Origin of the sequence: Millisia brevis NBRC 105863, from assembly GCF_001552615.1 — a bacterium.
Classification (GTDB): domain Bacteria; phylum Actinomycetota; class Actinomycetes; order Mycobacteriales; family Mycobacteriaceae; genus Millisia; species Millisia brevis.
The window spans coordinates 45,040-69,170 of sequence record NZ_BCRN01000003.1; the positions used below are offsets into that span (position 1 = coordinate 45,040).

At 69.9% G+C, this 24,131-nt stretch carries 18 protein-coding genes; 12 read left to right on the plus strand and 6 right to left on the minus strand.

Annotation, left to right across the window (positions count from 1 at the left end; all coding sequences use genetic code 11):
* Nucleotides 1–5: 5 nt before the first annotated feature.
* The gene (locus MB1_RS05080; RefSeq protein WP_066904435.1) at nucleotides 6–1,043 is read right to left on the minus strand and encodes a sulfate ABC transporter substrate-binding protein; all 1,038 of its coding nucleotides are present in this window, start codon (nucleotides 1,041–1,043) and stop codon (nucleotides 6–8) included.
* Between the two features lie 282 nt (nucleotides 1,044–1,325).
* The gene (locus MB1_RS05085) at nucleotides 1,326–1,541 is read right to left on the minus strand and encodes a hypothetical protein (RefSeq protein ID WP_066904438.1); all 216 of its coding nucleotides are present in this window, start codon (nucleotides 1,539–1,541) and stop codon (nucleotides 1,326–1,328) included.
* Between the two features lie 93 nt (nucleotides 1,542–1,634).
* On the opposite strand from MB1_RS05085, the gene MB1_RS05090 reads away from it, so the two are divergent.
* The 8 genes from MB1_RS05090 (at nucleotide 1,635) to MB1_RS05125 (ending at nucleotide 13,277) form a co-directional block, all read left to right on the plus strand.
* On the plus strand, nucleotides 1,635–3,647 hold the full coding sequence (locus tag MB1_RS05090; protein WP_066904948.1) for a glycoside hydrolase family 15 protein: 2,013 nt from the start codon (nucleotides 1,635–1,637) through the stop codon (nucleotides 3,645–3,647).
* Between the two features lie 159 nt (nucleotides 3,648–3,806).
* On the plus strand, nucleotides 3,807–5,180 hold the full coding sequence (locus MB1_RS05095) for an HNH endonuclease signature motif containing protein (protein WP_066904441.1): 1,374 nt from the start codon (nucleotides 3,807–3,809) through the stop codon (nucleotides 5,178–5,180).
* A gap of 174 nt (nucleotides 5,181–5,354) precedes the next feature.
* Nucleotides 5,355–6,545, plus strand: a complete 1,191-nt coding sequence (locus MB1_RS05100; RefSeq protein WP_066904444.1) for a glycosyltransferase family protein — start codon at nucleotides 5,355–5,357, stop codon at nucleotides 6,543–6,545.
* Entirely contained in the window at nucleotides 6,535–7,782 is a 1,248-nt protein-coding gene (locus MB1_RS05105; RefSeq protein ID WP_066904447.1) for a glycosyltransferase, read from the plus strand. The genes MB1_RS05100 and MB1_RS05105 overlap by 11 nt, the downstream gene beginning before the upstream one ends.
* Entirely contained in the window at nucleotides 7,779–8,939 is a 1,161-nt protein-coding gene (locus tag MB1_RS05110) for a glycosyltransferase family 4 protein (RefSeq protein ID WP_066904950.1), read from the plus strand. Before MB1_RS05105 ends, MB1_RS05110 begins: the two co-directional genes overlap by 4 nt.
* Nucleotides 8,936–10,906, plus strand: a complete 1,971-nt coding sequence (locus MB1_RS05115; protein WP_218000188.1) for an ABC transporter ATP-binding protein — start codon at nucleotides 8,936–8,938, stop codon at nucleotides 10,904–10,906. The genes MB1_RS05110 and MB1_RS05115 overlap by 4 nt, the downstream gene beginning before the upstream one ends.
* On the plus strand, nucleotides 10,903–12,093 hold the full coding sequence (locus MB1_RS05120; RefSeq protein ID WP_066904450.1) for a phosphotransferase family protein: 1,191 nt from the start codon (nucleotides 10,903–10,905) through the stop codon (nucleotides 12,091–12,093). Before MB1_RS05115 ends, MB1_RS05120 begins: the two co-directional genes overlap by 4 nt.
* Nucleotides 12,094–12,236: 143 nt before the next feature.
* Complete coding sequence (locus MB1_RS05125) at nucleotides 12,237–13,277, plus strand: hypothetical protein (protein WP_066904452.1); 1,041 nt, start codon at nucleotides 12,237–12,239, stop codon at nucleotides 13,275–13,277.
* A 62-nt stretch (nucleotides 13,278–13,339) separates the two neighbouring features.
* Here MB1_RS05125 and MB1_RS05130 read toward each other — a convergent pair whose 3' ends face one another.
* The 3 genes from MB1_RS05130 to MB1_RS05140 form a co-directional block, all read right to left on the minus strand.
* Complete coding sequence (locus MB1_RS05130) at nucleotides 13,340–14,011, minus strand: phosphatase PAP2 family protein (protein WP_066904455.1); 672 nt, start codon at nucleotides 14,009–14,011, stop codon at nucleotides 13,340–13,342.
* Nucleotides 14,012–14,049: 38 nt separating this feature from the next.
* The gene (gene lepA / locus MB1_RS05135) at nucleotides 14,050–15,891 is read right to left on the minus strand and encodes a translation elongation factor 4 (protein WP_245650051.1); all 1,842 of its coding nucleotides are present in this window, start codon (nucleotides 15,889–15,891) and stop codon (nucleotides 14,050–14,052) included.
* A gap of 133 nt (nucleotides 15,892–16,024) precedes the next feature.
* Nucleotides 16,025–17,062 carry a zinc-binding metallopeptidase family protein gene (locus MB1_RS05140; RefSeq protein WP_066904460.1) on the minus strand — a complete coding sequence of 346 codons (1,038 nt, stop codon included), beginning with the start codon at nucleotides 17,060–17,062 and terminating at the stop codon, nucleotides 16,025–16,027.
* A 105-nt stretch (nucleotides 17,063–17,167) separates the two neighbouring features.
* Between MB1_RS05140 and MB1_RS05145 the strand changes: the two genes are divergently transcribed.
* The 4 genes from MB1_RS05145 to MB1_RS05160 all read left to right on the plus strand — a co-directional run bounded on the left by MB1_RS05145 (nucleotide 17,168) and on the right by MB1_RS05160 (nucleotide 23,529).
* A complete protein-coding gene (locus tag MB1_RS05145) occupies nucleotides 17,168–17,710 on the plus strand; it encodes a type II toxin-antitoxin system PemK/MazF family toxin (protein WP_066904463.1) in 543 nt (180 codons plus the stop codon).
* Between the two features lie 91 nt (nucleotides 17,711–17,801).
* Entirely contained in the window at nucleotides 17,802–18,917 is a 1,116-nt protein-coding gene (locus MB1_RS05150) for an aminotransferase class I/II-fold pyridoxal phosphate-dependent enzyme (RefSeq protein WP_066904954.1), read from the plus strand.
* A 320-nt stretch (nucleotides 18,918–19,237) separates the two neighbouring features.
* Nucleotides 19,238–21,946 (plus strand): glycosyltransferase family 2 protein, encoded by a 2,709-nt coding sequence (locus tag MB1_RS05155; RefSeq protein WP_157083918.1) that lies wholly within the window; start codon nucleotides 19,238–19,240, stop codon nucleotides 21,944–21,946.
* Entirely contained in the window at nucleotides 21,943–23,529 is a 1,587-nt protein-coding gene (locus MB1_RS05160) for an ArnT family glycosyltransferase (protein WP_169801601.1), read from the plus strand. The genes MB1_RS05155 and MB1_RS05160 overlap by 4 nt, the downstream gene beginning before the upstream one ends.
* 4 nt (nucleotides 23,530–23,533) lie before the next feature.
* Here MB1_RS05160 and MB1_RS05165 read toward each other — a convergent pair whose 3' ends face one another.
* On the minus strand, nucleotides 23,534–24,064 hold the full coding sequence (locus MB1_RS05165) for an adenine phosphoribosyltransferase (RefSeq protein WP_066904471.1): 531 nt from the start codon (nucleotides 24,062–24,064) through the stop codon (nucleotides 23,534–23,536).
* Between the last annotated feature and the right edge of the window lie 67 nt (nucleotides 24,065–24,131).

The window sequence follows — 24,131 nt, forward strand, 5'->3', positions numbered from 1 at the left end:
CGTGATCAGCCCGCGGCTTCGGTGTAAATCGCGGTGATCTCGCCGCTGTCACCGAACAACTCGGAGTCGACAGTCTCCCAACCGCCCAGGTCGTCGATGGTCCACAACTGCTCCGGCTCCGGGAACTGATCGCGGAACTTGTCGAGCACGGCGGGATCGACCGGACGGAAGCCGGCCTCGGCCCAGACCGTCTGCCCCTCCTCGGTGTAGAGGAAATCGTTCAAACGCTGCGCGGCCTCGAGATTCGAGCTGTTGTTGATCACCGCGACCGGGTTGTCGATACGGAAGGTCGACGGCGGGTTGATGAACTCGATCGGCTGGTTGTCGCGCTCGAGCAGCAGCGCCTCGTTCTCATAGCTGAGCAGCACGTCGCCCTGGCCCTGCAGGAAGGCCTCGGTGGCGGCACGTCCCGACTCCGGCTGGATCGGGAAGTGATCGACCAGATTGCGGACGTAGTCGAGGCCCGCCTGGCGGTCCTGTCCACCGTTGCTCTTGGCTGCGTAGGGAGCCAGCAGGTTCCACTTCGCGGACCCGGAGCTCAGCGGGTTCGGGCTGATGACGGTGACGTCGTCGCGCAGCAGGTCATCCCAATCGTTGATGTTCTTCGGGTTGCCCTCGCGGACGACCAGCGACACCAGCGATCCGAACGGAACACCGTTGTAGGCGTTCTGGTTCCAGTCGGCGTCGACCCGACCGGCCGTCACCAGCCGGGTGATGTCCGGCTCGACGGAGAAGTTGACCAGGTCGGCCGGCGCGCCGTCGGCGACCTTGCGGGACTGGTTGCCGGAGGCGCCGTAGTCGGCGTTGAACGACAGGTCCTCACCGTTCTCGGACGCCTCGAAGGCGGGAACGATCTGGTCCCAGCCGGGCTTCGGTACCGCGTAGGCGATCAGGGTCAGCGGCACACCGGCGCCACTCGACGAGCCGGAGCCGTCCACCGAGTCGCTCGAGCCACCGGCACATGCGGACGCCACCATGGCAGCGGTTGCCGCCATCGCCATCAGCGCCAGACGCGTCCGCTGTCGTCGTGCTCGAAATTGCATGAAGGTACCTCTCCTCGATCACCCGGGAATGGGCGCTGACGGTGCTGCCCACCGCCGCCTCGCATCGGAACGCACAAACCCGACATCGGCCGGGAACATACGGACATGGCGAAGCGAACGGCGGCGCAAAGCACCGTCCCATTGCGGGGCGTTCGAGGGAACAATTCGACGCAGCCTGCGCGAAACCTTGCGGAGCAGGCGAAAGGGGTCAGCGGGAGAAGAACCACACCACGGCGATGACCACCAGCAGCCCTACCAATATCAGTGATACACGAGAACGCGTCATCGGTGGTCCTCCACGGTCGAACCGGAGTGGACCGGGGCCGCGGCGTCATCGCGCCCGGCTCCGATCGCGAGCCCGACCAATCGGTCGAGCCCGGCCGCGGCGAGCCCGGCGAGCGGCACGAGTACCCCGAGGGTCAACGCCACCTGGGGGACGAAGGGCAGACCGGCGACCCACAACTCCACGCCGTCCCACCACTGGGCAATGCCTGACACCCGTGCCAGCCTAGACCGCCCCGCCGACGGGTCGACGATCGCGGTCCGCCCCGAATGCTGGACGCGCCCGGGCCGCCCGTCGATGATGATCGGATGACCACCGCATCGGCCGAGGGCGACGACGCCGCCGACGACACGGGTGACGACGCCGCGGACGCGCCGCTGCCGGCCGGATTCTCCGCCTTCCCCGCCATCGGCGAGTACGCCTTCCTGTCGGACTGCGAGACGACCTGCCTGATCGCCCCGGACGGCGCGGTCGAGTGGATGTGCATCCCCCGTCCGGATTCGCCGAGCATCTTCGGCGCGATCCTCGATCGATCTGCCGGCAGCTTCCGGGTGGGACCGTACGGCCAGAGCGTTCCGGTCGCCCGCCGCTATCTGCCGGGCGGATTGATCGTCGAGACGACGTGGCAGACCTCGACCGGCTGGTTGATCGTGCGCGATGCGCTGGTGATGGGGCCCTGGCACAACGTCGAGCAACGCTCGCGTACCCACCGGCGGGCGCCGTCGGATTGGGACGCCCAGCATTGCCTGCTGCGCACGATCAAATGTGTGAGCGGCGTCGTCGAATTCGAGATGACCTGCGAACCCGCCTTCGACTATGGGCGCCGCCGCACCGTCTGGGAGTACACCGGTTCGGTCTACGAGCGCGCGACCGCACGTCCGGCCGATGCGACGACCGCCCCGGAAGCCTCGGAGATCGGGGACCCGGCCGGGACCGCCGAGTTGACGGTGACGACGAACCTGCGGCTCGGGATCGACGGGCGCACCGTGCGGGCCCGCACCCGGATGAGCGAGGGTGACAACGCCTTCGTTGCGCTGTCGTGGTCGCCGCTGCCCGCGCCGAGCACCTTCGAGGAGGCCGCCGACCGGATGTGGCGGACGACCGAGTACTGGCGTGAGTGGATCACGATCGGCCAGTTCCCCGACCATCCGTGGCGTGATTATCTGCAGCGCAGCGCCCTGACGCTCAAGGGGCTGACCTACGCGCCGACCGGCGCCCTGATGGCTGCGGCGACGACGTCGCTGCCGGAGGTGATCGGCGGGGAGCGCAATTGGGACTACCGCTATGCCTGGGTGCGGGATTCGACCTTCGCGCTCTGGGCGCTGTACACCCTGGGCCTCGACCGGGAGGCCAACGACTTCTTCGCCTTCATCGCCGACGTCTGTACCGCGCCGGACGGAAGCGCGATTCCATTGCAGGTCATGTACGGAGTCGGTGGGGAACGCACCCTCGACGAGCACGAGCTGACCAATCTGACCGGCTACGAGGACTCCCAACCGGTCCGGGTGGGCAACGACGCCTATCGCCAGCAGCAGCACGATATCTGGGGCGCGATGCTCGACTCGGTCTATCTGCACGCCCGGTCGCGGCAGCAGGCGACCGAGTCGCTCTGGCCGCTGCTGGAACGGCAGGTCGAGGAGGCGATCGCACATTGGCGCGAGCCGGATCGCGGGATCTGGGAGGTGCGCGGCGAACCGAAGCACTTCGTGTCGTCGAAGGTGATGTGCTGGGTCGCTCTCGATCGCGGGACGAAGCTGGCGGTGATGCACGGGGAACCCAAGTACGCCCAGCGCTGGGAGGCGATCGCCGACGAGATCAAGGCCGACGTCCTGGCGCACGGGGTCGATTCCCGTGGGGTGTTCACCCAGTACTACGGCGGCACCACGTTGGACGCGTCGACGCTGCTGCTGCCGTTGATGCGATTCCTGCCTGCCGATGATCCGCGCATCGTCGCCACGGTGAACGCGATTCAGAACGAGTTGACCGTGGACGGGTTGGTGCTGCGGTATCGCACCGATACGACCGATGACGGGCTGACGGGGTCCGAGGGCACCTTCATGATCTGCTCGTTCTGGCTGGTATCGGCGTTGGTGGAGATCGGCGAATTCGATCGGGCCCATCGGCTGTGCGAACGGTTGTTGTCGTTCGCGAGCCCGTTGAAGCTGTACGCGGAGGAGTTCTCCCCCGAGACCGGACGCCAGTTGGGGAACTTTCCGCAGGCGTTCACCCATCTGGCGTTGATCAATGCGGTGGTGCACGTGATCCGCGCGGAGTCGGATCGTCATCACGGCACCTTCCGCCCCGCTCACCGAGCGACCTGACCGGGTCCGAATCATCCTGTGGACAACCCGGACTCTCGGGTGGATCTGTGGATAACGTGATTGACATCTTCGCGTCGATCTGAGTCGCCGTCTCGAATTGCGTTGCCGCACGCGGTTACTCGACGGAACCTGTCGGTGGTGTCGACTATCGTTCGGGTCATGGATATCGGGGAGATCGACGAGGAGTTCGACACCATCGAACGCTGCCTCGGCGTGCTCGCGTCCGGATCGCCCGACCGGACCACCGAATCCGAGTGGCTGCACATGGTCGACCGGTACGAGAAACTCACCCGCCTGGCCTTCGCCGCCCAACGCCTCCCCCTGGCCCGACTCGCCGAAGCCGGACCCGAAGCCTTCGGCGGGGAGAGACTCAAAGCGGTGATCGCCAACCGGCTACGCCTCACACCCGCCCAAGCGGGACACCGACTCGACCACACCGCCGACCTCACACCACGGCTGTCGTTCACCGGCCAGGACCTACCACCGGTGCTGGCACACACCGCCCAAGCGGAACAGCACGGCCTGATCGGGCGCGAACACATCACCGTGATCCGCGAGTTCTTCCACCATCTGCCCGCTGATGTCGACCACCGGCACCGCGACAACGCCGAGAAACGCCTCACCGACCTGTCGCTGACCATGCGCCCCGACGAGGTCAAAGCCACCGCGAAACGCATCGCCGCACACCTCAACCCCGATGGGGAGTTCACCGAACGGGACCGGGCCCGCAAGCGTTCCTTCCGGATGGGCGCGCAGGGTGTGGACAAGATGCGCACCGGATCGTTCTGCGTCACCCCCGAAGTCGGCGCCTACCTGGAAACGATCTTCGCGAAACTCGCCGCCCCCGGCATGTGCAACCCCGACGACGGTAGGGCGTCGACGATCGACGGTGTCCCCGACCCGGACGCCGCGCGGCGGGACCAACGCACACCCGCGCAACGCTGCCACGACGCCCTGGCCGCGATCTGCCGAGACGCCCTCGCCTCCGACCGGCTCGGATCACACCGCGGCCTGCCGGTCACCATCATCGCGACCGCCACCGTGCACGACCTCCAGCAGCAAGCCGGGATAGCTACCACCGCCGGCGGATCACTCCTGCCGATCCGCGACCTGATCACCATGGCCGGACGCACCCGGCACTACCTGGCGATCTTCGACGACCACGACAGTCGCCCGCTCTACCTCGGCCGAGCGAAACGACTCGCCACCACCGACCAACGACTACTCCTGTGCGCGACCGACCGCGGCTGCACCTTCCCCGGCTGCTCGATGCCCGCCTCGATGTCCGACGTCCACCACCTGCGTGAATGGGCCGACGGCGGCACCACCGACATCACCAACCTCACCCTGGTCTGCCCCACCCATCATCAACTCGCCGGGTCCGGCCCCCACCGGTGGCGAACCACGAAAAGCTCTGGCGGGCGCACCCGTTGGACACCACCGCGTCACCTCGACCCGAACTGCAAGCCCCGCACGAACAGCTACCACCACCCCGAGCAACCGCTCTCCGAATCGCCCACTCGGCCACCGTGAGTGGTCGTCATCACAGTGGGATGACGCCGCCGTGAACCGGGATCCGCCCTCCCGGCGGCTCGGCATGGGAGATGTCGCCGTACATGAAGGTGTTCTCACGTCCAGATCATCGCCGTTTCATGTTCGTGGCGGAGGGTATGGAAGAACCACCCGCGGACGCGAAAGGAATCGGCCATGCCGACGCGAATCGTCCTGTTCTCCCACGACTCGGTTGGGCTCGGGCACGTCAAGCGCAACCTGGCGATCGCACACGCGCTCGGCCGACACCTGCCGCGGCTCACCGGGAATCCGGTTGCCGGACTGTTGATCACCGGCGAATCCGATGCCACCGATTTCGACCGCCCCGCCGGGTGGGACTGGTTGGTGGTGCCGGGCATCACCCGCACCGGTGACGGCTACGCGCCGCGGCATCTGCCGATGGGGATGAGCCGCGTCGCCGCTCTGCGCGGCACGCTGGTGCGCGCCGCCCTCGAATCGTTTGCGCCCGACCTGGTGATCATCGATCGGCACGCGCTGGGGGTGCGCCGCGAATTGGAGTCGGCCCTGACCCAGCTGCGCGTCACCAACCCCGGCTGCCGGGTGGTGCTCGGACTGCGCGAGGTGCTCGACGCACCCGAGGCGGCCGAACTGGAGTGGCAGCGCATCGGCGGGGTCCGCACGATCACCTCGCTATTCGACGCGATCTGGGTCTACGGCGACCGCGGCGTGCACGACCCGGTCGCGTCCGGGGAGATCCCCGCCGAACTGTCCCATCTGGTCGAGTACACCGGCTACCTCGCGCACGGCAGGCCCGAGCGAGCCGAACCGGTCTGCTCGGAGCCGTTCGTGTTGACCATGGTCGGCGGCGGCAGCGACGGCTACGACCTCGCCCGGGCGGCGGCCGCCGCGCCGATCCCCGACGGCTACCGCCACCTGGTGGTCACCGGCCGGCAGATGCGGCAGGGTGACCAGGACAAGGTCGCGGCCGCCGCAGCGCCGGGCACCGAGGTAGTCGAGTGGGTCGATCAGGCGCTCTCGCTCGCCCGCCGTGCCGCCGCGGTCGTGTGCATGGGCGGCTACAACACGATCAGCGAAATCATGACGACCACCACCCCGGCGCTGGTCGTACCGCGCTGCGTGCGCCGCCAGGAGCAGCGCATCCGCGCGGCCACTCTCGCCCGGCGATCGGCGATCGACACCCTGCCGACCCAACAGGCCCAGCCCGCGACCATCGGCGAATGGATCGCCCGCCGGGTCGGGGATCGTGTGGCCCGCAACGGGATCGACCTCGGCGGATTGGCCCGGGTACCCGAGCTCGCCGCCGGCCTGCTCGAACGTCCGGACGACGTCACCGACACCACGATGGGAGCGGCTCATGTCGTCTGATGCGCCGATCGGCTACGTCCTGAAGATGTACCCGCGGTTCTCGGAGACCTTCATCGTCTCCGAGATCCTCGCCCGCGAACAGCGCGGCGAGCGGTTGGTGATCTTCTCGTTGCGCCCACCGATCGATCCGCGCTTCCACCGGGAGCTCGCCCGGGTGAACGCGCCGGTCATCTATGTGGAACGGCCGACGAAGCCGAGCACCTTCTGGGCGGTGATCACCGCGGCGATGCAGGTCGACGGCCTCGCCGAAGGGGTAGCCACCGCGCTGCCGGAGCTCTCCCGCGCCGCCGCCGACGACGCGATCCAGGCGGTCGCGCTGGCGCGGCTGGCCCACGAGTACGGCGTCGGACACCTGCACGCACACTTCGGGTCGCTGCCCACCACGGTCGCGCGCCTGTGCGCGCGCATCCTGGCGCTGCCCTATTCGTTCACCGCGCACGCGAAGGACATCTTCCACGAGGACGTCGACGAGCGGGATCTGGCGGTCAAGGTCGCCGACGCCCACCACGTCGTCACCGTCAGCGACTACAACTTCACCCACCTGAGCGAGCGGTTCCCCGACGCCGCACATCGGCTGCGCCGCATCTACAACGGTCTCGAACTCGACCGCTTCCCCTATCGCGGGCCACTCCCCCGGCGCGGCGCGCTGCGGATCGCCGCCGTGGGCCGACTCGTCGAGAAGAAGGGCTTCGACCTGCTGGTCGCCGCGATCGCCGCCGTACGCGATCGCGGTATCCGCGTCGAGGCCCGCATCGCCGGCGGCGGCGCTCTGGAGACGCCGCTGCGGGAACTGATTCGCAGCCTGAACCTCGACGACCGGGTGCGACTGCTCGGCCCGGTCCCCCAGCACGACATCGTCCAATTGCTCGCCGACAGCGACGCCTTCGTCGCGCCCTGCGTGGTAGGCGCGGACGGCAACGCCGACGGCCTGCCGACGGTGATCCTCGAGGCGATGGCGACCGGCACCTACTGCATCGCCTCCGATGTCACCGGCATCCCCGAGGTGATCCGCAGCGGTGAGACCGGCACCCTGGTGCGCTCGGGTGATCTCGACGATCTGATCGCCGCCCTCGTCGAGGTGGCGGACCCGGCGTTCGACCGCGAATCGCCGACGGTGCTGGCGCGGGCGCTGATCGAGGAACGCTTCGACTCCCGAACCCAGGCGGACGCGCTGCGCTCCTGCCTGCGGGATATCGGCCCGGCCGCCGCCCCGTGCGTCGAGCGGGTGTCGGCATGACCCGGGTGGCGTACTTCTGCACCGACCCGGGGATCCCCGTCTTCGGCACCAAGGGCGCGTCGGTACACGTCCAGGAGATCGTGCGGGCGATGCGCGCGCGGGGGTGGGCGGTGACGGTCTACTGCGTGCGTCGCGGCGACGAGGTCCCCGACGATCTGCGCGATCTGCCGGTGGTGACGATCCCGGTGCCGAAGGGGCCGGCCGCCGCCCGGGAGGTCGCGATCACCGACACGTCGATCGTCTTGGCGCAGCGGGCCATTCGGGACGGTTTCGATCTCGCCTACGAGAGGTACGCCCTCTTCGGTGCGGCGACACCGATCGTGGCGCGCACCGGCCGACCGGTGATGGTCGAGGTCAACTCGCCGCTGATCGACGAACAGCGCCGCTACCGGGAACTGGTCGACGACGCCCGCGCGGTCGAGACGACGATCGCCTGCCTACGGGCGGCCACCGTGGTCACCGCGGTGTCGGAACCGGTGCGCGACTGGGTGATCGGGCTGATCGGGGCGCATGCCGCGGTGCGGGTGGTGCCGAACGGGGTGAACACCGACCGCGTCGTCCCGGTCGAGCGCCGCGCGCGATCGACGGTCACGGTGGGATTTGTCGGCACCCTCAAGCCGTGGCACGGCACCGAGGTGTTGATCGACGCGTTCGGTCGGCTCGATCCGGCGATCGGCCGGCGGCGCCTGCTGATCTGCGGTGACGGCCCGCAGCGCGACGCGCTGACCGCACGCGCCGCTCGACTGCCCGCGACCGTCGAATTCACCGGAGCGGTGCCGCCGGAACGCATCCCGGGGGTGTTGGCGCGGATGGATATCGCGGTGGCGCCGTATCCGCCCGCCGCGGCCGGTGGGCACTACTTCTCCCCGTTGAAGATCTACGAGTACTTCGCCGCCGGGCTGCCGGTGGTCGCCTCGGCGATCGGGCAGATCCCGGAGGTGATCGACCCGGGCCGCACCGGCCTGCTGGTCGAACCGGGCGACCCTGACACCCTGGCCGCGGCGCTCGACCGGCTGATCGCCGACCCGGGCCTACGGGACCGGCTGGGGCGGGCGGCCCGAACCGCGGCCGAACGCGACCACACCTGGCGGCGCGCCCTCGACGCGATCGTCGACGACATCGCGATCCGAGCCTCCGAACGAGAGGTCATCCGGTGACCGCGACCACGCCGACCGCCCCGGACGGCCGGACACCGGCCGACCCCAACCCGATACCGGTCAACCCCACATCCGCCGGCCCGACACCCGACGGTCCGGCACCGGTCGGCGCCCGGGCTCCGGGCCCGACCACGCCGGCCGCTTCCCGAAAACGCAGCAACCCCAACCGGATCGAGCCGACCGCGCTGCGCCGCTCGCTGCGGATGATCCGGCCACACCTGGGCGAACACCGCTTCCTGGCTCTCGGTGGGCTCGTGGCGCTGCTGGCCGATGTGGCGCTGCGGGTGCTCGAACCGTGGCCGCTCAAGTACGTGATCGACGCGGTCACCGCGTCATTGGGCGCCCGCATCACCGCCGACACCGGCATCCCCGAGGCGACCGCCGGCTTCCTGGCGCTGTGCGCCCTGGCGTTGGTGGTGATCACCGCCGCCCGCGCGGTCACCAACTATCTGAGCACCGTCGCGTTCGCCTTCGTCGGCTCCCGGGTCGCCACCGCCCTGCGCGCGCGGGTCTTCGCACACGTCCAGCAGCTGTCCTTGCGGTACCACTCGACCGCGTCGACCGGCGATACCGTGCAACGCCTGGTCGGCGATATCGCCCGACTGCAGGAGGTCGCCGTCACCGCCGGGCTGCCGCTGGTCGGCAATGTCCTGACGCTGATCGTGCTGAGCCTGGTGATGATCTGGCTCGACCCGCTGCTGACCGTGGTGGTCGCCGCCGCCGCGATCGCCTACCAGGTGGTGTCGCGGATCAAGGCCCCGCAGATCACCACGGCCAGCCGCCGCACCCGCAAGGGCGAGGGCACCCTGGCCGGCACCGCCGCGGAATCGCTCTCGGCGATGCGCGTCGTGCAGGCCTACAACCTCGAGTCGACCCTCGCCGCCGGCTTCGCCAAGGGCAACGACGTCGCCCTCAAGGACGGCATCAAGGCCCGCCGGCTGGCCGCCGGGCTCGAGCGCAGCACCGACGTGATCGTCGGCATCGCGACCGCGGTGGTGATGGCGCTCGGCGGCTGGCGGGTCGTTCAGGGCGGCATGACGCCGGGCGACCTGGTGCTGTTCATGATGTACCTGAAGATCGCGATGAAGCCGCTGCGCGATATGGCCAAGTACACCGGCCGCATCGCCCGCGCGAGCGCCTCCGGGGAGCGGGTGGCCGACCTGCTCGACCAGCGGGTGGAGATCACCGACGCCCCCGGCGCGGTCGACCTGCCGCGGGTGACCGGTGATATCCGCATCGAGCGGTTGATCGCCCTCGACGGGCACCGCCGGCCGCTGTTCCGTCGGCTCGACCTGCACATCCCCGCCGGTCAGAACGTCTGTCTGCTCGGGCCATCCGGAGCCGGCAAGTCGACCCTGGCGAGCCATCTGCTGCGGCTGGTCGAACCGGCGTCCGGACAGATTCTGATCGACGGGCACGATCTGCGGACGGTGACGCTGGCGAGCCTGCGCGCGCAGGTGTCGATCCTGCTGCAGGAGTCGATCCTGTTCGCCACCTCGATCCGCGAGAACATTCGCTACGGAGACCTGCGCGCCGACGACGCGGCGATCGAACGGGCCGCCCGGCTGGCCGGGGCGCACGACTTCATCGCGGCGCTTCCCGACGGCTACGACACCGTGCTCGGCGCCCGCGGCGACACGGTCTCCGGCGGTCAACGGCAACGGCTGGCGATCGCCCGTGCGCTGCTGCGGGACGCACCGATCGTCGTGCTCGACGAGGCGACCACCGGCCTCGATCCGGCCACCCGCGCCGCGGTGCAGGAGTCGATCAGCCGGCTGACCCGCGGGCGCACCACCCTCACGATCACCCACGACGCGCACGCGGTCAGCGAATGCCACCGGGTCCTGTGGATCGAGGATGGCGCGATCGTCGAGGACGGCTCCCCCGGCGCGCTGCTGGCCGATCCCGGTAGCCGGCTGTCGGCCTGGATGCGCGATCAATCACCGAACGGAAAGGTCATCGGATGAGCGTCGATGCCGGGACGAGCGCCGATCGGGCGATCGTCGACACCGAACCTCGACTGCCGGGGATCGATCGGGTGCTGCTGCCCGATCGGCTGAGCGAACTGTTCGGATTCCCCGCCCGGGTGACCCGGCTGCGCTACAAGCCCGGCACCAGTCTGGTCGCCGCCTGGCGGCGCGCCGACGTCGAGCAGCACCGGTTCGGCGACGTCGGGTGGATAGGGGTCTTCGCCGATCCGGTCAAGCTCGACAAGGCCCGCCGGCATGCCGCCCGCTGCGGCGCCCGGGTCGACGGTTTCGCCGGGTTCCCCGGCATGGTGGCCGGCGACCTGTGGTCCGACCGCCCCCTCGGCACGACCCTGCACCGGCTGCGTACCGGCTACGCGCCGCTGTTCGCCGACGCCACGGTGGTGCGGCACAACCCGCTGCGCCGGCTGGTGGTGCACAGCCGCACGGCGACGGGGGCGTTGGCGATCAAGGTGTCCACCCATACCCCGCACGTGGCGTTGTCGGTGTCGCGGTCGTTGGCGGCGGCCGGTCACCCGGTGCTGCCGATCGACGAGATCCCCGGCTGCCCCGGCGCCACGTCGGCCTCCTGGTGGGGCGCCGGGACGTTGGGCGCGCAACCATCCGCGCCGGCGGCGTTCGCCGCGGGTGATGCCCTCGCCCGGGTCCATCGGCACGAGACCTACCGGGCGATGCCGGCCCCGGACGCCGATCTGCTGCGGGCCCGGCTGCGGCCCGGCGCGGAGGCGGTCGCGGCGGTACTCCCGGACCTCGGACCGGCGGCATTCGAGGTCGCCGACAGTATCGCGACGGCGGTGGCGGCGCTCGAATCGAGCGCGGCGTCCGCGCGTCTGCACGGCGACTTCTCGGCCGACCAGGTGCTGGTGAGCGGTTCGACGATCCGGTTGATCGACTTCGACCGCACCGCCGTCGGCCCGGTGGAGCGCGACCTGGGCTCCTTCGCCGCGGCCGGGCTGCTCACCGGCCGCCCGGAGACCACCGATCATCTGCTGCGCGGCTACCGCGCCGCCGGTGGCACCGTCGACGCCGACCGGTTACGCATCTGGACCGCCCGTGGCCTGTTCGATCGCGCCGTCGAACCGTTCCGCACGCACCATCCCGGCTGGTCCGCCCGGGTCGAGGAGACGATCGAGACCGCTCGCGACGTCCTGCGGGGCACCCGGTGACCGGGGACGCGCCGCCGCTGCCGGCGTCGCGGCAGGGCACGTCGGGGGCACCGGCAGTACCGAGTGCGCCGAGCGGGCCGGGTGCTCCCGCAGTGTCGGGTGCGCAGGGAGGGTCGTGGGAACCGGCGCCCGGAGCGTCGGGGGTGCCGGCCGGGATCGACCATGCCGGAACGATGTGGGAGATCACCCGCAGTTGGCCGAACGGCGATCACGACATCTTCGAGGCCCGCGGCCCACGGTCATCCGGCGTGATCGCCGGTACGTGGTCGCCGACCGCCGGCGCCCGGGTGGTGCCCGCCGAGGCGGACCACCGCCTGCCCGGTCTGGCGCGCCCGACCGGTGGCACGCTGATCTCCCATCGGCTCGGCAAGCGGGCGGTGCTGCGCTCGGCGGACGGCACCGAGTACACCAAGGTGGTGCGGCCCGGTCGCGCCCGGGCGATCCTGACCGGGATCAGCCGCTTCTCCCCCGTCGGCGATGCCCTGCGCACCCCCCGCGTGCTCGCCGCCTTCGGCGATTCGGTGGTGTTGGCGACGCTGCCCGGCCGCACCCTGCACGACCTCGCCCCCGCCACGGCCGCCCGCCCGCAGGTGTGGGCGCGGCACTGGCGGTACTGGTCGGATCAATGGTCGGGTGCGGTCCTCGAGGCCGCGGCCCGCAGCGTTTCCGCGACGGACGTGCCGGCGCACACCGGCGCCGACGAGGCGCGCATCGTCACCGAGTGGATCGACCGCGCCGCGCGCTTCCTGCCGGCCGACGAGCTGTCGGAACTGCGGCGGATCGGAGCGGCGATCGGCGACCGCCTCACCGAACCCCGCCGGCCGGTGATCCATCGGATCGGCCATCGGGATCTGCACGACAAGCAGATCCTGCTCGACGAGATCGGGGCGGTCGGCGTCCTCGACGTCGACACCGCCGCGCGGATCGAGCCGGAACTCGACCCGGCGAACCTCGCCGCTCACACGGTGCTGCGGCATGCGCAGGGGCATTACGCGCACGAGCAGGCGGCGATCGCCCGCGCCGAGATCCTCGGCTGCGCGGAGCGGATCGGCTGCGACTTCGTACGGCTGCGGCTCTACGAGCAGGCCGCGCTGCTGCGGCTGGGCTGCCTGTATCTGTTCCGGCCGCGGTGGCACACCACCGCCCGGTCGCTGCTGGCGGGTTTCACCATCGACCTGCGTTAGGTCTTCACTCCGGGCATGTTCACCGGGGCCAGGTTCGCCCCGGCTCCGTTAGACCCCTCCGTTCACCACTGCGGGGTCGGCGCCGCTCGCGCCGAGCGCTGCGCCTCGGCCTCGGCTTCGGCCGACTGCGCGAAGACCGCAGCGACCAGCAGGGCCGAGCCGACCCCCACCGCGGCGCCACCGACGGTGTCGGTCAACCAGTGCGCGCCGAGCAGCACACGGGTGAACGCCATCAACAGCACCCACCCGATGCCGATCAGCGCCACCCACAGTCGCGGCAGCAGCACGACGGCGGCGGTCGCGAGGGTCGCGGCGTTGGCGACGTGCCCGGACGGGAAGGACCCGTAGTCGGACTCGATGATCATCTGCCCCGGCCGATCCCGACCGAGCAGATGCTTGAGCAGTTGCACGGCCGTCGCGGAGAAGATCTGCGCGAGCACCACGTAGAGCGCCGCGACCGGGCGACGACGGACGAGCAGAACCGTGGCGACGATGATGCAGATCGCGACCCCGGACACCCACACCCCGCCGATCGTGTCGACGGCGAAGGACACCATCAGCATGTCGGGTTCCCGCTCCGCGGCCAGTTCGGCCACGGTGTGCACGTCGAGCGTCAGCGGATCGTTCACCCGAGCGAGGGTGATCCAGGCGCCCAGCACGGTGGCCAGCGCGATCAGCAGCGACCCCCACAGAGCGGGACGCAGCGACGGGCGCCAGGAACGTTCGACGGGCATCGTTCCATTTTGCCGCAATAGCGGCGGTTTCGAATGTCCTACTTCTTCGGTTTGTCCGATGCTGCGTCCGACGACAGCGCGGCGACGAAGGCCTCCTGCGGGACGTCGACCCGACCGATGGTCTTCATCCGCTTCTTGCCCTCCTTCTGCTTCTCGAGCAGCTTGCGCTTACGGGAGATGTCACCGCCGTAGCACTTCGCCAGCACGTCCTTGCGGATCGCGCGGATGTTCTCGCGCGCGATGATCCGCGCGCCGATCGCCGCCTGGATCGGTACCTCGAATTGCTGGCGCGGGATCAGTTCCTTGAGCTTGGTGGTCATCTTGTTGCCGTAGGTCGAGGCCGCGTCCTTGTGCACGATCGCGCTGAACGCGTCGACGGCCTCACCCTGCAACAGGATGTCCACCTTGACCAGGTCGGCTTCCTGCTCGCCGGCCTCCTCGTAATCGAGGGAGGCGTAGCCGCGGGTGCGCGATTTGAGCGAGTCGAAGAAGTCGAAGATGATCTCCGCCATCGGCAGGGTGTAACGCATCTCGACCCGGGTCTCCGAGAGGTAGTCCATGCCGCCGAGTTCGCCGCGGCGGCTCTGGCACAGCTCCATGATCGCGCCGATGTACTCGCTCGGCGAGATGATCGTGCACTTGACGATCGGCTCGAAGACCGCGCGGGACTTGCCGTCGGGCCAGTGCGACGGGTTGGTGACGATCACCTCGGAGCCGTCGTCGAGCACCACCCGGTAGACGACGTTCGGGGCCGTGGAGATCAGGTCGAGGCCGAATTCGCGTTCGAGGCGCTCGCGGGTGATCTCCATGTGCAGCAGCCCGAGGAAGCCGCAGCGGAAACCGAAGCCCAGGGCGACCGAGGTCTCGGGCTCGAAGGTCAGCGCTGCGTCGTTGAGCTGGAGCTTCTCGAGCGCGTCGCGCAGGTTCGGGTAGTCCGACCCGTCGACCGGGTACATGCCGGAGTAGACCATCGGGCGCGGTTCGCGGTAACCGGTCAGCGGCTCGATCGCCCCGTTGCGCGCGCTGGTCACCGTGTCGCCGACCTTCGACTGGCGCACGTCCTTCACGCCGGTGATCAGGTAGCCGACCTCGCCGACGCCGAGCCCGGCGGTCGGCTTGGGTTCGGGTGAGACGATGCCGACCTCGAGCAGCTCGTGGGTGGCGCCGGTCGACATCATCCGGATCTTCTCGCGCGGGACGATCCGGCCGTCGACGACGCGGACATAGGTGACGACGCCGCGGTAGGTGTCGTAGACCGAGTCGAAGATCATCGCGCGCGCCGGCGCGTCCGCCTCGCCCTTCGGCGGCGGAATCTTCTCGACGACGGCGTCGAGAAGTTCGGCGACGCCGACGCCCGTCTTGCCGGATACCCGCAGCACGTCGCTCGGCTCGCAGCCCACGATGTGCGCCAGTTCGGCGGCGTACCGTTCCGGGTCGGCGGCGGGCAGGTCGATCTTGTTGAGGACCGGGATGACCTCGAGGTTCCGGTCGAGCGCCAGGTACAGGTTCGCCAGGGTCTGCGCCTCGATGCCCTGGGCGGCGTCGACCAGCAGCACCGCACCCTCGCACGCCTCGAGCGCACGGGAGACCTCGTAGGTGAAGTCGACGTGGCCGGGCGTGTCGATCAGGTGCAGGACGATCTCCTCGCCGTTCACCTTCCACGGCAGCCGCACGTTCTGCGCCTTGATCGTGATGCCGCGCTCGCGCTCGATGTCCATCCGGTCGAGGTACTGCGCCCGCATCGAGCGGTCGTCGACAACGCCGGTCAGCTGCAGCATCCGGTCGGCCAGGGTCGATTTGCCGTGGTCGATATGCGCGATGATGCAGAAGTTCCTGATCCGTGCGGGATCGGTGAAGGTGGTGTCGGCGAAACTGCTGATGTCGGTTCTCCGTACTCGGTGTGTCCGGGCCCTGTCGGACCGGCCCTGACAGACAGGTCCTGGACAGAAAGGATATCCGGCCCGTCCACGTCGGGGCCCGGGTGCCGCCGGCAGCGACGTCCGGCCAGGGCGATCAGCCGACCGCCTGGGGGTTGCGCACCCTCAGTTGCCGGGCGGTGACCAGCTCGTGCACGAACTGCATCTTGCCGAGCACCGGCGGTGGCAGCACGAACGGATACAGATCCGAGTGGCCCATCGACCGGTTGACCATGTTGAGCGTCCAGGTCAACGGCAGCCACTGGTTGAGGATGTAGCGGAAACCCGCGGGACCGGGGATCGGCCGGTCGAGGGTGACCCCGGCGGGCGCCGTTCCGAAGGCGGCGGCGGTGTCGAGGGTGTCGCGGATGTGCAGGTAGTGCGCAAATGTCTCCGCCCAGTCCTCGGCCGGGTGCATCGTGGCGTAGGAGGACACGTAGTCGTCCTGCCAGCCCTCGGGGGCGCCGCCGGAGTAGTGCCGGTCGAGCGCATCGGAGTAGCTGGTGTCCGGGTCGCCGAAGAGCTCCTCGAACCGCTGCCGTTCGGCGCCCCGGGAGGCGAGCACCAGGTAGTAGTAGTGGCCGATCTCGTGCCGGAAGTGGCCGAGCATCGTGCGGTAGGGCTCGGCCATCGACACCCGCAACTGCTCGCGGTGGACGTCGTCGCCCTCGGCCAGGTCGATGGTGATCACCCCGTTGGCATGGCCGGTGATCACCCGGTGGTGTTCCGAGGACAGCAGGTCGAAGCACAGACCGCCGGTCGGGTCCTCGTCACGCCCGACGATCGGTAGGCCGAGTTCGTCGAGTTGGACGACCAGGCGTCGCTTGGCCGACTCGGCCTTGCCGAATTCACGCAGACCGATCAGGTCGTCGTTGTTCGGTCGGGTGCGGGTCAACCGGCAGGACAGGCAGAGTCCGCCGGGCGCGTCGATCGGCGCCAACCAATTGCAGCGGGCGATCGACAGGTTGTTGCAGACCCGCGCCGGCCGTCCACCGTCGTCGGTGGCGCCGGTCGAGTCGACGGGCCGGAATGCCCGCCGCGGCAGGTCGAACCCGATCGCGCTGCCGCAACGCAGGCAGACCGAGTTCTCGAAGGCGAGCCGGTTCCCACAGCTCGGACACAGAAAGTCCCTCATGTCGGTCCATTGTCCCCCAACCGATGACCCGTTATCGGTCGGCCCGGCGGACGTTGTGCCCGACAGCGCGAACGCGCGGCACCGCGGAGGTCGTAGGCTGAATCGGTGGCGACCGATTGGCGAGCATTGGGAAACGAGCTGGGGAGGCTGGCGCTACGCCACGGCCCGAAGGTGATCGCCGCCGTGCAAACGGCGGTTCGATCCCGGCAGGCGAGTACTGCGATCGGAAGCCCGGGCACGCCGGTCCGCCCCTCGACCACGGCCTCCGAACCGACCGCACAGCGCGCCCGGCGGGTTCTCTACAGCCCGGACCTCGACGGACGGGCGGATCCGGGCGAGGTCGTCTGGACGTGGGTGGTCTACGAGGACGATCCGAGCCAGGGCAAGGACCGACCGGTGTTGGTGGTGGGGCGCGAGGGCGTCACCCTGCTCGGCCTGATGCTGTCGAGCCAGAACCACGACAACGACACCGGCTGGATCTCGGTCGGCTCCGGCCCCTGGGACGCCAAACGCCGCCCGAGTTGGGTGCGCACCGACCGGGTGCTCGACGTACCGGAGGACGGCATTCGCCGGGAGGGCGCGATCATGCCGTCGGCGACCTTCCAACGCATCGCCGAGGTGCTGCGCAGCGACTACGGCTGGAACTGAGGTGACCGCCGATACCGGTCGGTCGGCGGCTTCCGCGCGGCACGCCCGCGGCACCGAATCGCTGCGCTCGGGTATCGCGCCGTTCCACGTGATGGACATGATGCGGGCCGCCGCGGTGCGTGCCCGCACCTACGGGGATCTGGTGTCGATGACGGCGGGTCAGCCGGGCTCCCCCGCGCCCGCGCCGGTGCTGGCGGCCGCGCACCACGCCTTGGACACCCACGTCCTCGGCTACACCGAGACCTTCGGGATCGCGCCGCTGCGCGAGGCGATCGCGACGTATCACACCGAGCGGCACGGGATCGTCGTCGACGCCGAGGATGTTGTGGTGACCACCGGCTCCTCGGGCGGCTTCCAACTGATCTTCATGGCCGCCTTCGATGTCGGGGACACGGTCGCGGTCGCCCGGCCCGGCTACCCCGCGTACCGCAATACCCTGCAGGCTTTGGGCTGCGAGGTGATCGAACTCGACTGCGGCGCCGCCGACCGGTACCAGCCGACGGTCGCGATGCTCGAGGCGCTGCCGGAGCCGCCCGCCGGGCTGATCATCGCCAGTCCCGCGAATCCGACCGGCACGATCATCGACCCGACCGTGCTGCGGGATATCGCCCGTTGGTGCGCCAAGCACGACACCCTGCTGATCTCCGACGAGATCTACCACGGCATCGAGTTCGGTACCGGCCCGGTCACCTCGAGCGCCTGGCAGACCTCCCGCGAATCGGTGGTCGTCGGCTCGGTGTCGAAGTACTTCAGCATGACCGGCTGGCGCCTGGGCTGGCTGCTCGCTCCGGAGTACCTGCGCGAGCCATTGCAGCGGCTGGCGGGCAACCTGACGATCTGTCCGCCGGCGATCTCCCAGTACGCGGCGATCCACGCCTTCGACCGGGCCTCGATCGAGGAACTCGACGGCCACGTGCACCGCTACGGGGTCAACCGCCGCATCCTCCTCGACGGGCTGGCGGCGCTGGGAATCACCGACATCGCGCCCGCCGACGGCGCCTTCTACGCCTACGCCGACATCGGTCACCTGACCGACGACACCACCGCCTGGTGTCATCACATCCTCGATCGGATCGGTGTCGCGATCGCGCCCGGCATCGACTTCGATACCGCCCGGGGGCTGCGGACGGTGCGGCTGTCGTTTGCCGGGGTCCCCGCCGATATCGACGAAGCTCTCGCCCGGTTGGGACAGTATCTGCGGGACTGACCGTCCGTTCCGGGATCGTTTTTCGGCAACCTGGTCCGTTAGTGCGGGAAAGATCACACCCATCCGCTTGGTAGGACCGCGGTCCCGGTCCATGATACCGTCCAGTCCGAATTGGCGTCGGCTATGACGCCTCGCACGGACGAATACCGGGGCGGCCGCATCTCGACCGCTTCCGGTTGGTGCGACGGGTGTATGCGGGGGGATACATGCCGGACGTCTCTATTGTTGTGCCACTGCGAAGTTCGCCACCGAATACGGAGACATCGACCGCGACGAAGCGGCCGATCGTCATCGATCCGGTCGATCGGCGGGGTCGGGCAGTGCGCATCGCCACCGGAGCCGCGATCGTCACCGTGGTTGTGCTGATCGCCTGGCTGCGGCCGGGCGCGTGGGTGGCCCTGGTGGTTCTGCTGCTCGGGGCGGCATTGGCGCGGGTCGCCGGTTGGTCGGGCCGCAACCTGCGGTTGGTGGCGATCGCGCCCGCGGTCGCGGTCGCCGCGATCGACTATCTGGCCTGGCGGACGACGGTGCTGTCCTGGGCGGGATGGTTCATCGGCATTCCGCTGCTGCTGGCCGAGGCACACGCCGCCCTGCACGCCATGGGCCTGCAGCTGACGATGTGGCCGTCGCGGATGCGTCCACCGCGCCGCGACACCGATCCGACCCGGCGGCCGATCGTCGTCTTCGTCCCGACCGTCGACGAGGGACCGGCGATCCTCGGGCAGACCCTCCGCGGCGTCCTGCTCGCCCGCGATACGTTCCTGCGCCGTTATCCGTACGCGCGGATCGAGGTGGTCGTCTGCAACGACGGCGGCGTCGCGGGCGCGGACTGCAGCGACGAGGTGATCGAGCTGACCGACCGCCTCGGCGTCACCTGCATCACCCGAACGGTCGGCGGCGGCGCGAAGGCCGGAAATATCGAGAACGCCCGGCAGTTGGTGGGGGCCACCGGCGACGCATTGGTCGTCATCTTCGACGCCGACCAGATCCCGACCGCCGACTTCCTGACCGCGACGGTGCCGTGGTTCACCGATACCTCGATCGGCTGGGTGCAGACCGGGCAGTACTACCGCAATCGTGGCAACCCGGTCACCCGATGGGCGGACGACCAGCAGTCGCTGTTCTACCGGCTGCTCTGCCCGGCCAAGGCCACCCGCAGCTCGGCGTTCATCTGCGGGACCAATGTGGTGGTCAGCGCCCGGGCTCTCGATGAGATCGGCGGCTTGCCAAGGGATTCCGTCACAGAGGATTTCGCGGCGTCCGTACTGCTGGCGCCGCGGTGGAAATGCGTCTTCCTGCGCGGCATCTATGCCGCCGGCCTCGGGCCGATGGACTTCCCCGCCTATCTCAAGCAGCAGGAACGGTGGGCGCGTGGCACATTGACGGTGCTGCGCCGCTACGGGCGACGGCTGGTCGCCCCCGGCAGCGGACTGTCCGCCGACCAGCGGGTGCAGTACGCGCTCGCGATGACCCACTACCTGTCCGGGCTGCGCGACACGATCTTCGTGATCGCTCCGATCCTGTTCATCCTCACCGGGATCAGCGGGGTCCAGGGCGCGACCACCGGGCAATTCTTCGAACACTTCGTGCCCTATTACGCGCTGACGATGTTCGCGTTCTGGCATGCCGCCGCCGGGGCCACCAGCTGGCGGTCGGTGGCGATCGGATTCGCCTCGGCGCCCGCGCTGGTCTCGGCGACCCGGGCGACCATCACCGGGCGGACCGCCCGCTTCACGATCACCCCGAAGACGCGCGGCGGCGCCGGCTCGCTGCGGGTGGCCGCGCCCTATGCGATCGGCCTGGCCCTGTGCCTGGTGGCGATCACCGTCGCGGTGGTCGAAAGCCGCGGTCCCGCGGTCTATCTGGCCGCGGCGTGGACCTGCTACCTGGCCGTTCTGTTCGGGGTGACCCTCGGTCTGATCGCCGCGGATGCCCGCGCCGGGCGGGCGTCGTCGGGCGCTCTGACCGCGATTCCGATCCTGCGCAGCGAGACCTCCGGTCGCCTGCGGCCCCGTCGCGAGATGCGTTGGGGTTCGCGCTTCTTCCTGGTGGGTATCGCGGCGGCGGCCCTGGTGTCCTGGTTCACCATCGGTACGGCGGCCGGGGACCGCTCGGCGCCGCCCGCGGCCGCCGCCTCCGCGGATGCCCTGCGCGCCATCGGTGGTGCTGTACGGGCCGGAGTCAGCGGGGCCGACGAGGCACGGGTCGCGCAGTTGGCGACCACGACGTTCCCGAATGGGGCGGTCGCGGGCCGATCCTTCGAGATCGCCGATCGCTTCGACCCCGACTGGGCGCAGCGAGTGGTCGCCGGCGGCGGTACGCCGTGGATCACCCTGCTGTTCAGCACATCCGGCCGCCCCGGTCTCGATTCCTCGCTGACCGCGATCGATAACGGTATCCACGATCAAGCGGTGCGGCGGTGGGCCGAGGAGATCGCCGCCTTCGGCGCCCCGGTGTATCTGACCGTCCTTCCGCTGGTCGACCGCGACTTCGTGGCGAGTTCGGCGGTGGCCCGCGGTGGGATCCCGGCCGACACCGCCCCCGCCTGGCGGCATATCCGGGAGATTTTCGACGCCACCGGCGCCCACAACGCGGCGTGGGTGTGGAGCCCTGCCGATCCGGTGCACGACGGTGCCTACGCCCCGGATCCCGACCTGATCGACGTGGTGGCCCTGACCTGGTACGCCTATCCCGGCACCGCTTGGGTCGACCCCGCCGCCGAGCTGTCGGCGGTCGCCGGTCGCCATCCCGACACTCCCCTGATCCTGGAGATCAGCGCGCCACCGAGCCAAATCTGCACGCCCACCGTCGATACCGGCGTCGGATGTGTGCGGATGGCATCGGCGTTCACCGATCGAGCCCAGTGGCTCGCCGCGGTGCGCCTGGCGGTCGCCGGGCGCGCCGACGTGGCGGCGGTGGTCTATCACGACGGCGGGCCGTTCATCGATCCGACCGATCCGAGGGCGCTGCCGTGGCGGATGCCCGACCCGGCGCAGTGGTTGCCGATGTCCGCCGGGCAGGTCCGATGACCGCGGCGCTGCCTGCCCCGCGCGGCACCGAACTCGCCCGCGCCTACCTGCCGGCCGAACCGGGCGGGCCGGCCGAGGGGGTGCGCCGACTGCTGGGCCGCCACGCCCCGCTGCGGGAGGTGCGTCGGCGCGGGCCCCTGCTCTGTGTGCTCGGACTGCAGGCGGTGCTGACCCTGCTCCCGCGCAATACCGCCTTCCAGGACGAGGCCCTGTATCTCTATGCGGGACATCGCCTGATCGATCTGATCCGCCACGGGACGCCGACCTACGAGGTCTACTCGGTGTACTTCTCCGGCGCCCCCGGCCTCTATCCGGTCGCCGCCGCGGCGGTCGACTCGGTCGGCGGGCTGACCGCGGCGCGCGGCCTGTCGCTGCTGTTCGCCCTGGCGACCACCGCGCTGCTGTACGGGACGACCCGGCACCTCTTCGACCGCCGGTCGGCGGTGGTCGCCGCCGCGATCTTCGCGGTGACCGAGCCGATCCTGTTCATCGGGAATCTCGCGACCTACGACGCCGCGGCGCTGATGTTCTGCGCTCTGGCGGCCTGGCTGGTGGTCCGGCGGCCGGGTGCGTTTCTGCCGGCGCTGCCGGCGGCCGGGGCATTGGCGATCGCCTTCTTCCTGAAATACGCAGCAGCGCTGTACTTCCCGCCGGTGGCGGCGATCTGCTTGCTGGTCGCGGTGCCGGTGGTCGGCCCGCTGCGTGCGTTCCTGCGCGCCGCGCTGCTGACCGCGGCCACGGCGGCGCCGATCGGGGCGATCCTGTACGGCTACTCCCCCTTGTGGACCGGGCTGCGGGTGACGACCACCGAGCGCGAACCTGGCTCCGATCCCGCCGCCGACGTGCTGGTCGGCGCGGCACAGTTGGTCGGCCTGCCGGTGCTGATCGCCGCGATCGGCGGGGTGCTGTACGCGACGGGCCGGGTGCACCTCGGCCGCCCGCTGCCCGCGGCGCCGATCCGCACCCTGCTGGCTCTAGCCCTGATCGCGACGGCCTGCGCCGCCCCGATCCAACAGGCGACGATGCACACCGCGGTCTCCCTGCACAAGCACGTCGGCTTCGGACTGTGGTTCGCCGCACCGCTGGCCGGCCTGGCGCTGTCCGGCCTGCTGCGCGCCCCGACCTTCCGCGGCCTCGCGGCGGTCCTGGCGATCTGCGTCGCGGTCGCGGGTACCGGAATCGCGCAGGCGGGTGAACGATTCCGGGATTGGCCGAACAGCACGGAGATGGTGGAGGCGCTGCGGATGCAGGCGCGGCCGATCACCGGACGTTACCTGGTCGAGGAGAGCGAGGTACCCCGCTACTACCTGCGCGACCTGGTCGAGCCGTACCAGTGGACCGGTATGTACACGTTCCTGTACACCGACGCCCGAGGCAACGATCTGAGCGGACTGCCCGCCTATCGGGCGGCGTTGTCGGAGCGATACTTCGACGTGGTGGTGCTGCGGTACGGCCCCAGCGCGCAGCTCGCCCGGCAACTCGACGACCTGCTGGCCCCCGAAGGAGGCTACGAACTGGCCGCCGAGTTCGACGCCACCAACCGCTACGGGCCGGGCACCTGGTTCGTCTGGGTGCGCCGCTGATGGATCAGATGGCGAGCAGCGCGCTGACCGGCGTCGGGGCCAGACGATCGCGGCCCTGCAATTCGGTCAACTCGATCGCGACGGTGATGCCGACGACCTCGACGTCGGCCATCTTCAGCAATTCCTTCGTCGCCCACAGGGTTCCGCCGGTCGCGAGCACGTCGTCGACCACCAGCGCCTTGCGGCCGCGCAGGTCGAGTTCGAGCGGGATCTCGAGGGTGCCGCTGCCGTATTCGAGGGTGTACGAGCAGGACCGCACCGGCGGAGGCAGCTTGCCGCTCTTGCGGACCGCGAGCACGCCGGTATCCATGACCGCCGCCGCGGCCGCACCGAACAGGAAGCCGCGCGCATCGACGCCGGCGACGAGGTCGACATCACCCGGCGCGGACTCGGCGATCGCGTCGACGATGGCCCGGAAGGTGGTGGCATCCGCCAGAGTGGGCGTCAGGTCGGCGAAACGTATTCCCGGGCTGGGGAAATCGTCGACCCAACGGGTGTGATCGGTGATGGCGGCCGCCGCCGCGGTTACCGACATGGCAGGTACGTTCCTTTCGACGGGTGGCCCGACGACGGCGTCCGGGCCGCGCCAATTCTGTCACGCG